The sequence below is a fragment of the Bacillus sp. 95MFCvi2.1 genome, assembly GCF_000374965.1.
In the GTDB taxonomy this organism is placed as follows: domain Bacteria; phylum Bacillota; class Bacilli; order Bacillales; family Bacillaceae_G; genus Bacillus_A; species Bacillus_A pseudomycoides.
This window is the reverse complement of the sequence record NZ_KB895771.1, coordinates 1-1,738: the sequence shown is the minus strand read 5'-3', so window position 1 is coordinate 1,738 and position 1,738 is coordinate 1. Positions and strand designations below refer to the sequence as shown.

1 protein-coding gene and 1 rRNA gene are annotated in these 1,738 nt (G+C 33.8%); both read right to left on the bottom strand.

Annotation, left to right across the window (positions count from 1 at the left end; genetic code table 11):
• Window positions 1-569: 569 nt before the first annotated feature.
• A complete protein-coding gene (locus tag C568_RS0130145) occupies window positions 570-1,493 on the bottom strand; it encodes a DMT family transporter (protein ID WP_006096945.1) in 924 nt (307 codons plus the stop codon).
• A gap of 152 nt (window positions 1,494-1,645) precedes the next feature.
• Window positions 1,646-1,738, bottom strand: a 5S ribosomal RNA gene (rrf, locus tag C568_RS32395); the annotation flags it as partial.

Below are 1,738 nucleotides of genomic sequence, written 5' to 3'. Positions count from 1 at the left end.
CAGTTTTCAAAGAACTTGTTTGCCGCTCATTTGCGACTCCCTTATGTTAACACTTTCATATTTCAATGTCAACTAAGTTTTTTATTTCGTTTGTCGCGTTTTGCGTTGTTGCTATCGGCGACTCGTATAATATTACACCTGTATATTGAAATAGTCAATGATTTTTATATAAAAAATTGTTTTTTATCTCTTTTATAGATAAACACTCACAGATTATTAATCTTTTATTCATACACCCTTTCCATTCCTATAGACTCAGTACCTCTAAAAGAGAAAAAAGTAAAACTATTTATCCCTACTAGATATTATAAATGCGTACTCAAGGAGCCTTCATTCTATTTCAGAGTCAAAAGAATGGCAATACTTCATTAGCAATTTGTTTTTTATCAAATAATTTCACTTCAAACATCCTTGGATTATCATCCCTTTGTTCATTATTATAAATGCAGTATATAAATGTATAATTTAGTATTGTATTACACGGGTTCCCTACTCTTCCTGTATGCTCCTCTAAACCAACTAAAAAGAGGGCATGCCATTCGATGCATCCCCCCTTTCATATTCTGGCATTAATATGTTTTGTACTTCCTATCTTCTGTAGTTTGTCGATCAACGGATTTCATTAGAGTACTTAATTTACCTTTATCCGCCCAGATAACCCCAAATAAAACTAGACATCCTCCTATTAATATCTTCCATGTTAAAGATTCTTTTAATAAAATAACCGAAGCAATAATACTTATAAGTGGTAAAGCATTTAAATACAACCCACTTACTGATGCCGAAATTCTTTCTAGTGCCTTATTCCAAAACCAATAAGCTAGGATTGTTGCACAAACAACAAGGTATGTAAAACTAAGCCCTGTCTTCCATGTTTCTATTTGAGGTAGACCATAATAAAAAGTTTCGATAACTGCAAAGGGGAATAGAATGATTGCCCCTATGATTAATGTTAACGTTGTAAATACTTCGTTTGATAGATTCTTTTCTTGTTTTGGTCTTTTTAATAATATTGTATAGAAAGCAAATAAAAAAGTACTTAATAAAATAAGTATGTCCCCAACTAGAGAAGCGCTTTGATTATCATTACCAGATGGAATGGTAATACATATTACTCCTATAAAACCTAATATAATTCCAATCCAATAGTTTAACTGAATCTTTTCTTTTAAAAACAGTGCCGAGAAAATAATTGTAACTAAAGGTAAAGCAGCATCAATGATGCTAACATGCAATCCACTTGTTAAAGAAATCCCATACGAGGTAAACATAAAATATCCCGCCACACCAGTAAAAGATAATACGCTTATCCTTTTCCACGGAACATCCCTATTAACAATACTTTTTCGTAGCTGCTGAAAAAAAAACAATAGACATATCCCGCCAGCAAAGCAAAGACGAAGAAATAATAGGGTGAATGGCTGAATTGACTCTAACGCCCATTTTGTCGGAGCAATTGCTATCCCCCATAGTATAATCGCAATTAATAGCATACTTATTCCTTTAATGTTTTTCTCCCCCTTTTCATATATGTCTCTTCATACCATATGTAGACATAAAAGTCCCATTGGAATTTTTTTCTTCGATCATTCGCTTATTATGTAAAAACACAAAAAAGACGAGTCATTCTGACTCGTCTAAAGTTGCTTGGCGACGTCCTACTCTCACAGGGACAAGGTCCCAACTACCATCGGCGCTAGAGAGCTTAACTTCCGTGTTCGGTATGGGAACGGGTGTG

Coding starts and splice junctions, on each gene's coding strand:
- C568_RS0130145 (WP_006096945.1), bottom strand. CDS start 1,493: ATGCTATTAATTGCGATTATACTATGGGGGATAGCAATTGCTCCGACA.